Raw genomic sequence first — 9,333 nt, forward strand, 5'->3', positions numbered from 1 at the left:
GAGAAATATATGTCGAAAAATATATCAGGTCTGCAACAAGATAGTAAAACAAAACAATGGAGCATTGATAAGCGAATTAAGGGATATGGGAGGGTTCGTCAGCGTTTACAAGCGAGAACTGCGGAGGAAGCAAAAAGAGAATTTTATAATATTACTGCAAGAATCATTAGTGCAATGAAACGGAAGCAGGAGGGTGTGATGACTGTTAGAGATGGCTTTGAGCGATATTTTGGTGAAAGGAAAAAAAGAAGTATTGATCGCGATATGGTGACGGCTAAAAAAATGGCTCCCTTTATTGGAGATATTCCGTTAGATCAAATAGATAATAGAACAATGAAAGCTTATGTAAAGTCGAGAACAGAGCAGGGGATAAAAAAAGCAACACTTGTAAGAGACTTTGCCGTCTTGTCTAGCATGCTTGATTATTTACATAGGTCGTGCCGAACTGAATTTGGTAGGCCTTGTTTAGAGCACGCTATTAAGCTGGTTTATGAGAGTAAGGATAATGATGCTTCAATTCCATATCCATTAACTCAGAATGAGCAAAAGGACTTATTTAAGAATTTACCGGAATATTTGGAAAAAATGTGTATTTTTGGTGTAAATACAGGGGTTCGTGTGCAGGGGATTTGCAATTTGAAGTGGGACTGGGAAATTGATGTACCCAGTTTAAATGCAAGTGTGTTCATTATTCCAGATTCAAAGGAAGAATTTAGTGGTAGCGATCGATATGGATCAAAAAATCATCAGGATCAGTTAGTAGTATTGAATAAAGAAGCAAGGGCGGTTATTGATGCTCAGCGGGGTATGCATGATGAGTATGTTTTTCCCTACAAAGGGAGGCGACTAGGGAATATGAATAATTCAGCATGGAGAACAGCTTGGAGAAAGACGGGTTTGCCTATCGAGCCTATTTATAAGCGTGGACCGCATAACTTGAGACACACTTTTGGAGGAAGACTAAGTGAAGATGTGCCGTTAGAGACGCGAAAAAAGCTTTTAAGCCATAAAAATGGTGGAGTTACTCTGACATATTCTCCCGTTGCGGTGAAGGAATTGTTAAACGCTGTGGAAAATATAAGTGGTAAAGGAGGTGAAATAGTGCGAAAGAAACTTAATAAAAAGGGTTAATCCAGGCATGAATTAACCCATTTCGTATACTTTTTTACGCTTCTTAGGCATTCCGGCAAGTTTACACTAAGAGGCATTTATTAAATTTGTGTTACTTAACACTAAACAGAAAGATCAAAATTTTCTAGATAAAACGATCCAGTTAGATCTTTATTATCATATTTCATATCTTACATAAAAATGTGAATGCTGGCAAGATTAGACAGTGAATTTTGGCATAGGAATTTTTATGTTGGAAAATACGTTAAATAAAACCACCCCTGTAGATGTTAAGGTGATTTCTAAATTTGGGTTGACAAGAGTTCAATCAATTTTAGATCAGAATCAATCGCGGGTATCTTTAGTGCATGATTTTGACCAAGCTCAACGTCATTTGTCAAAAATTGATTGCAATGCGGATAAGTTCTGTTTTCAAACTTTTACTGACTCAAAACAAAAACAGTTCCCTGATCCATTAGCGCGTATGTTATACGGTTCTTTTGCCGAACATAAAGGTACTTTGGCTAATTATAATAATCAAGGGGCTGGTGTGTTCGTCACTGTCAATGAAACCGAAGGCAAAGGACGAAAGAAAGCTGATATAAAAAGTATCAGAGCTGTTTGGGTAGAGGATGATAACGGTGATGCACCAGAGCTTCCTATGCTACCTCACTTGAAAATTCAATCATCACCTGGAAAATACCATTCCTACATTTTTACCGATACAGATAAATTGGATGAGTTTGAAGGGGTAGAGCAGCGACTAGTTGATGATTATGGGTCTGATCCTAATGCAAAGGATCGGTCAAGAGTGCTCAGATTGGCTGGCTTTTATCATCAAAAAAATCCTGAAAAACCATTCTTAGTGAGGATTGTTTTTGAAGGGGATGAAAAGCCGTTAGATTGGGAAGCGCTTAAACTATTATTCCCACCAGTAGTTGTGCCTATAAAAAACAACGTTGTAGCAATACAGAAAAGTAAGGTTGAGAAATGTGAATTTAATATAGAGGATTGCCGTAGCGCGCTTAAAGCAATTGATCCTGATATCGACTATAAAGACTGGCTAAAAATTGGTATGGCTCTATATAGTTCAGGTGAGAGTGAAGTTGCGTTCAAGTTATGGGATGACTGGAGTCAAAAAGGAGTCAAATACAGACTAGAGGATTGTGAGTTAAAATGGAAGTCATTTGGCAATGACAATACGATCAGCTTAAAATCGTTGTTTTTTCTCGCACAACAAGCGGGGTGGAAGAAACAAAAGTCAAAAAATCAGAGAAATAGCATCTGTGATGCTGAAATTTTAGAAAAATATGTATTCATAAGTTCACAAGACCGCTTTTTAAACGTACAAACGGGGAAAGTAATCTCAAAAGAAGCATTTACAGCGACGTGGTTACATATTTATCAAAACCCCAAGGCAGCGCAATGGTTATTAAGTAATGAAAGCTGTGTAAAAGTTGACGATTTGATCTATTTACCAGGTGAAGTAACGAATCCTGTCAGTAGAGATAATAATTTGTTTTGGAATATATGGAGTCCTCCCAATATTATTTTACCGTTGCTAGCGACGAATGTGGATGTCAAGCCGTGGCTTGATCATTTAAATTATTTGTATCCCGATAAAATTGAGCAGCAACATCTCTTGGATTGGTTTGCTTTTATGCTTCAATTTCCCCAGATAAAAATAAATCATGGGGTTCTGTTAGCTGGCAAAAGTAGGGTGGGAAAGGATATGTTCTTGAATCCAATTCGTTACGGACTAGGTACACGAAATGTCTGTGAACCGTTAGCAAGCGAGTTAGCTGAAACATATACGGAGTATTTACATCACGCAAAATTAGTTATTTTTCAAGAAATTATGAATTTTGAGGGGATGAAGCTTGAAAATAAATTAAAACCAATTTTAGCCGCACCACCCGATATGCTTCGTGTGCGCCGGTTTAATTTGGGATTTTATGAAACACCCAACATTGTTCAGGCGATTTTCATGAGTAACCATAAAGATGCTATTCATGTTTCAGAGGGCGATGGTCGATATTTTGCACTTTGGTCTGATGTTAATCCATTAGGAAAAGAATATTATGCTGAACTTGCTAGCTGGATTGAAAAAGAAGGTAATGGACTTGTAGTGCGTTGGTTATTAGATAGAGATTTAAGATTATTTAATGCTAAAGCACCTGCTCCCATGACCGCGTTTAAAAAAACTATAGTCAATGGAAGCCGGTCACCGCTGAAATTTCAGATCGAAGAAATGATAAGTGCATTAGATGCTCCTTTTGACGCAGATATTGTAAGGTCGGCAGATATTGTAGATGCTTTAAATGGTAAATATTCAACAAAGGCAATAGGTGGTGTATTAGCGGAAATTGGATGTATCAATAAAGAGTGTAAGCGATCAACAGGGAAACGTGAAAAACTAAGTTTATTTGCTGTTCGTGACTACGATAATTGGGACAAAAAAAATGCGTCATATTGGTTTGATGACTACGATTTACATCGTAAAAAGCATCGTCGTTAAGTGGGGTCTTTAGGCTAAATAGAGAGACAAGGGGACGTAAAATGTTCCCTTGTTCACTTATTGTCTCTTCATGTGTAGACAGTTGGGGTGTTGGTTGGGCTCAATGAAAATGCTATCTGTAAACGATATGTGTCGACAGGACCTATCAAAAACGAAAATAAAATAGGTCGATTTTAAATTACTTACTTTATGGAATGACTAAAAATATTGCTTAATGTGAATTGTGCCCGATATTTACTTTTAGTGCTAACTGAATAAAATCACTATAATTAAATATTATGGTAATTTTTATGTATAACAAAAATTGAAAAATTTAATCTATTATAAAATTTTAAAACTCAATTCTTTCCAGCGTATTTATTATGAATGAAGAAGAAAAAAATATAGCAATATCTTATGTAAAAGAACATGAGTCTAAAGAAAAAATGTTATGTTTTCTTAATAAAAATAATCAGAAAAATGGTGATTTGAATAAGCTTATTAAAGAACTAGGGTGTGACATGAGCCTAGTTTCTGAGTGTGATAAAATTTTAAAACTGAAAGAAAAATGGTTTAAGATAAAAGATACGGTTATATATTTAAACTATCAGTCTAAAATAAATAAAGACGAGAAAAAACCTTATGATAATTTAAAAGCTATTGCAGATAAGGTGCTTAGGTCCTCCCATACTGTAAAGAATATTATATCAAATTATAACAAAGATAATAAATTTAATGAAGCTAATGAAGCTAATGAAGCTAATGAAGCTAATGAAGCTAATGAAGCTAATGAAGCTGTTATTAAAATTAAGAATAATCGGGCCTTAAGCATGGATAAAGAGCTTGATATGATTGAGCATTTTTTAGGAAAAACATCACATTTAATTTGGACTAAAACCGATGTAGATAAATCATTTAATTTAAATGTGACATCTAAAACAATTGGTAACTACATTAAACGTTGGGGAGTAAAATATAAAGGGTCAATTGATCAAGAGACTTTACTATTGAATAATGTTAATAAAATTAATTTAAGTAAATATTCTGAAATTGAGACAAATGCAAAAGATGCAGGGCATGAGATCTTATTATTTGATCATTTTGGAATTTCTATATGTAAGGAAACAATGAGCAATAAACAGACTAATAAAGACTTACACATGTTAAGTAGTGGGAGGCGTTTTTTAAATGGTGGTTTGATAATAAATAACGTACTGTCTGTTCATGCTGTATTCGGTAAACAAACATTTTATTTAACGACCAGTACAATAAACGATGAGCTGATAGGTAGATTACTTAAGCGAATTGTTCCACCAAAAAAACAAACTGTAATTATTATTAGAAGTGATACAAATAATTATCACTTTAAACAAATGTGTGACCTAAAAAAGGGCGAAGTTGAAAATATTTTTTTTGAAATCGATGTAATGATTCAGTCCCCCTTGACTAAAGGAAGTCTGGGCACAGAAAATTCGGCCCGCCGTTGACGAAATACCGCTGCCAAAAAAATCCACGGCGACTGTTGACGAACACGGCAGGTTTCAATAGCGCTGATCAGAATCGCGAAAATTCTCGTGCCATCTTCGGTTCGTATTCCATGACAAATACTTCTTAAAATCACCCAATGACGTAATGCTTGCTCAGCCTCGTTGTTGGTCAGCGGTAACTGTGGATGTGCCAATACCTGAAAAATAGCCTCCCAGTCGTTGAGTATTTCTCTGGCTAATGCACGTGCCTTGGTATGTGTCGCCGACGCAGCCATTACTTCACAGGTACTCCGGTAATTTGATAGAGCGCTTTGATAATTGATAGCTCCGATACTTACCATTGTGAAATTTTGGAAACAAGTAAATTATTCCTATTGATTTAAGCAGGGTCAAAGAAGTTAAGAATGGCATAACCTTGTCCTGATATATATTTAGCCGCGTAGCATGGATACTTTTTACGCTAATTGACTGCTATTTATTGAATGCTATATGCAACTACTAACCTCAGTGAATTTTAGTGTGCCGTTTTTCCGGAGTGGCCCTTGTTTTAACTATCTAAAAGATTTTTTGGCAAAGGTCATTGTTAGTGTTTCAAGGTTCTTTGATAAAAATTCTACTGTCAATTGCAATCGGAAGAACGAGTATTTGTTTAGAGGTTTCTAGTCGGTGTGTTCTTCGCGGTTGAGGCAGGCTTGAAAGGGTATGGCAGTCATCAGGAATGATTAATAATCCGTAACTCATCCTGACTGCTTGGAAATTATCAGGATATCGGACTCTTGCATTGTACTGATATCCACTGCTTTCGCGCACAGTTAGTTTTTTTGCAGTTGAATAGGCAACAAGGTCTTGAGATAGTATATTTAGAGTTTTACCAAATCCTTTGTTGTGTACTTCTGTTCTAATGCCAATAGCGTTTAAAAAATTGGTATCTTCAAGTGACATATCATCTGAATTATATCGTTTTATCTGAATAAATCCTTCTGTTTTCGAGTCGATAACGCGGCTACGAAAAGCTTCATGTTGTGACAGGTTGATCTGTAATGGCTGTTGCAGTAACTGTGGAAATCGCGAGGGGAGATTTTTGTCTGAAACAGTAAGAAATCGATTCTTAAGCTCTTTAATATCTGTCTCAATTTTTTGGATTAGCGACTTTTCTCCTCCCAACGATATTACACAGTGAATAAACTTAGGTGGGCGCTCAAGCTGCATATTTTTATAATCATGCACAGAGTATTTTAAATCTGATTTATCTCCCGCTAAAAAATTTTGTTGTGACAAAAATTCTAGTAGTATTTTTTCAAAGGAAAAAAACTGTTTCCAGTTTGCTTTTGTTGTTTTAGCCATTGTCTTGTTACTTATGAGTTAATAAGGGCAATGATACCTAATATAAAGCAAAGGTGGTGGGATAGCCTCAAAGTGACTAATAAATTTAACAATTCCGATCGAATCCGATGGAATAGATTCGCTACATATAGTTTTTCAGATAAATAATTTCCAAGCCGCTTAGCGAAATATATTAGCGGACTATGGCAAAATCGTTACACATTTTCTGCATAATGTAATGATCAAGTAAAATCGGACACTTTCTTAAGCAGTCTTCTTGTAAAATTTCCGTTCAAATTCGAGTGGGGATTGGTATCCTAATGTTGAATGCAGTCGTTTGCCATTATAAAACGCCAAATAATTAATAATACTCAGCTTTGCCGCCTCTTTAGCTTTAAATTGTTCGTAATTTAGTTGCTTATTGTTTTAAGCTTCGAAAAAATCGCTCGGTCGGCGCCTCATATTATCCCAACAATTACCTTTACGGCTCATGCTCTGCTGCATCTTCATTATTCCTAAATGACTTCGGTATTGATGGCTGGCATATTGCCTACCCAGATCCGAATGACCCACCAAGCCTGGTTCAGGTTTTCGACGCCAAAACGCCATTTGCGTATAGCCTTTTTTCATTAACTAACTTGGCCGCATGTTGTTACAAAAAACTTCAGATTTAACCTGTTACCCTATTAATAGGTGCGCATTCAGTGCTCTGAATTTTCTATGAAGTCGACTTATTTTAGTTTCCGGTCTAGAGCCTATAAATAACGATTTAAAAGTAAAAAGTGTGAAATTACATATTCATATCACATGATTAAAAATCTCATAACTTATTGATTTTGATTGATATTAATTTAATTGTTAAGATTTGTTGTCGCTTGAATAAACAAATGACACTAAATTAACTACACAGGAATTTTTAAATGAATGAATTAAATCAAAATATAACAATAGCATATATAGCCAAGCCAGTAGACTCGCGTTGCCAGTGGTGGAGCATAATCCTACCCACTGAACTGGAGCTAACAAGTAATAAATTATCACAACCATATTTGCGAAATGGCGCGGATCTTGAACTTATATACGGTCAAATGCTGATTAATAGTGAAGCTAATCATCACAACAAATCTCGCGGATATTGCACTAGTCTTCTTGTGTCATTTGGTGATGAATACAATTCATTAATACCAACAAGTAAACGTAAAAAATATATTAAAGAGCACGGCGGACAGGACTTGATGCATGAGAGCGGTGATGTAGCGGGGTGCGTAAGGATGGCCGTGTGGCTACGTCGTCAATCGGATTTAAAAATAGCTTTTGATATACTTGAGTCTGTAGAGGATAGATAAGATAACAATATAGTTGCACACGAGAGCAAAATGCTTTTGAAGTATTTAGTGAAGCTTTTGTGCTTTAAAGTTTTTTAAGAGCTTGATGTATTAACGTAATCGATAAAGATAAAAGACCAATGAAATTGGTCTTTTATGATTTAGAAGTAGTGTTCCAGGCAAGTTTCAATATAGAAAATTGAACAAAAATAAATAAAACTAGATAACCTAAAGGAATAGTTTGTCTGTTAGTGTTCTTGGTAATTAAATTAATCACATAAAGGCAAATAAATTGAAAAATAACTCTTACATTATTATTGATATAACAGCTAATCAACAGCTGGTAGGCAAACTTGTACCAACTAACTTTGTTGGTACAGTCCAAGCATATAAGCAAGAGACTATTTATTGGTGGATGTAAATAAGATGGTGATAACAGCTATCAACAGCACTATAGAAAAATATGTAACTATTAAGTCTTCCCCTCTGTCCCCCTCGTTTTGCCCCCTCCATTTTGTCAAAAAAAAGGGGGGGTGAGTACTCGCAAAGCTATTAGTCTCAATATATTTGATAAAAATTGTAATTTATAAAGATATTTCAATTCAGGGGTATATAAAAAATGAAAAAATTAATTTTAGATAAAATTCAAGAAATTAAAACTGATAAGTTATTAACAACTCGTCAAAAATGGGTTGAAATACTTGCAATTGAAACACACGGCAAACGCGGTGCTCTTGAAGCTCGAAAAATTCAAGATGAAATAAAAAGTAAATGGGAATCTATTAAAAATCGTGTTCATCGTAAATCAACGCCAGCCTGGAAATCTCCATTTATACGCTTAGAAAGATATAATGCTAACCTGGAAATTAAAAAACGCAACGATGAATTACTAGCAAATGATATTAAAAACGGTTATCCATCAACTTTATTGACTGGTAACATTAATGGTTTACTAACCCTTGTTAATATTGGCGATCTTGTTGGTGGTAACACTAAACAATATGCAGTGATGAATGATTTTATAGTATCCAGTTGTCAGTCAGAAGTTAAAGATTTTGACTATTATTCAAAATCATACAAATATCCGAAAGTTACAATTTCTGACCGTGAAGTATTAATTCGACGAATGAGCAATGGTATTGCAGAAAATTACGACGTACAAGTCGACTCATGGCGAGGAGCATGGGCACTAAAAGCTTTCAATACAGTACCTTTAATTATTGCGATGAATGAAAATAATAAGTTAAAGGATTTTTTAAAAACGCTCGAAACGCAACATGATGATGTCTGTCACGAAGAAGAGTGTTTCGCTCTTTAGGAGTTTACTTTTGCAAAAGGCGGCGCAACATAGGCATTTGTGCCTATTTGTAAGAAACTATAAAGCTCTTACAATACCTTCGCCAATTGGTATGAGTAATTTATAGATATCGGAGGAAGGAGGAGGAGAAAGGAGAAAGGAGAAAGGAGAAAGGTCAGAGAAGGTAGAATACCGCTTCTAACAGAGCATTCGCACCCAAACTGACCATGAACGAAATCATAGCAATACTAAATACCGTAAGTCCACATTTAAAAGCCCGCACGCTAAAGCAGA

At 35.4% G+C, this 9,333-nt stretch carries 7 protein-coding genes and 1 pseudogene; 5 read left to right on the forward strand and 3 right to left on the reverse strand.

What is annotated here, in order from left to right; translation table 11 throughout:
* Positions 1–9 precede the first annotated feature (9 nt).
* From N7974_RS03855 to N7974_RS03865, 3 genes are all read left to right on the forward strand, one after another.
* On the forward strand, positions 10–1,131 hold the full coding sequence (locus N7974_RS03855) for a tyrosine-type recombinase/integrase (RefSeq protein ID WP_262964335.1): 1,122 nt from the start codon (positions 10–12) through the stop codon (positions 1,129–1,131).
* A gap of 229 nt (positions 1,132–1,360) precedes the next feature.
* Positions 1,361–3,628, forward strand: coding sequence for a PriCT-2 domain-containing protein (locus tag N7974_RS03860; RefSeq protein WP_262964336.1), 2,268 nt, complete (start codon positions 1,361–1,363; stop codon positions 3,626–3,628).
* Positions 3,629–3,990: 362 nt separating this feature from the next.
* Positions 3,991–5,094 carry a hypothetical protein gene (locus tag N7974_RS03865; protein WP_262964337.1) on the forward strand — a complete coding sequence of 368 codons (1,104 nt, stop codon included), beginning with the start codon at positions 3,991–3,993 and terminating at the stop codon, positions 5,092–5,094.
* Here N7974_RS03865 and N7974_RS03870 read toward each other — a convergent pair.
* The 3 genes and pseudogenes from N7974_RS03870 to N7974_RS20735 all read right to left on the reverse strand — a co-directional run.
* Complete coding sequence (locus N7974_RS03870) at positions 5,040–5,369, reverse strand: IS66 family transposase (protein ID WP_262964338.1); 330 nt, start codon at positions 5,367–5,369, stop codon at positions 5,040–5,042. The genes N7974_RS03865 and N7974_RS03870 overlap by 55 nt on opposite strands.
* A 316-nt stretch (positions 5,370–5,685) precedes the next feature.
* A complete protein-coding gene (locus N7974_RS03875) occupies positions 5,686–6,438 on the reverse strand; it encodes a hypothetical protein (RefSeq protein ID WP_262964339.1) in 753 nt (250 codons plus the stop codon).
* 243 nt (positions 6,439–6,681) lie between these two features.
* Positions 6,682–6,813, reverse strand: a pseudogene (locus N7974_RS20735) (IS3 family transposase); the annotation flags it as partial.
* Positions 6,814–7,337: 524 nt separating this feature from the next.
* On the opposite strand from N7974_RS20735, the gene N7974_RS03880 reads away from it, so the two are divergent.
* Both N7974_RS03880 and N7974_RS03885 read left to right on the forward strand, forming a co-directional pair.
* Entirely contained in the window at positions 7,338–7,763 is a 426-nt protein-coding gene (locus N7974_RS03880) for a hypothetical protein (RefSeq protein WP_262964340.1), read from the forward strand.
* 598 nt (positions 7,764–8,361) lie between these two features.
* Positions 8,362–9,060: a hypothetical protein gene (locus N7974_RS03885; protein ID WP_262964341.1), complete on the forward strand. Its 699-nt coding sequence runs from the start codon at positions 8,362–8,364 to the stop codon at positions 9,058–9,060.
* Positions 9,061–9,333 lie beyond the last annotated feature (273 nt).

Source organism: Methylobacter psychrophilus, assembly GCF_025583945.1.
GTDB lineage: Bacteria > Pseudomonadota > Gammaproteobacteria > Methylococcales > Methylomonadaceae > Methylobacter_C > Methylobacter_C psychrophilus.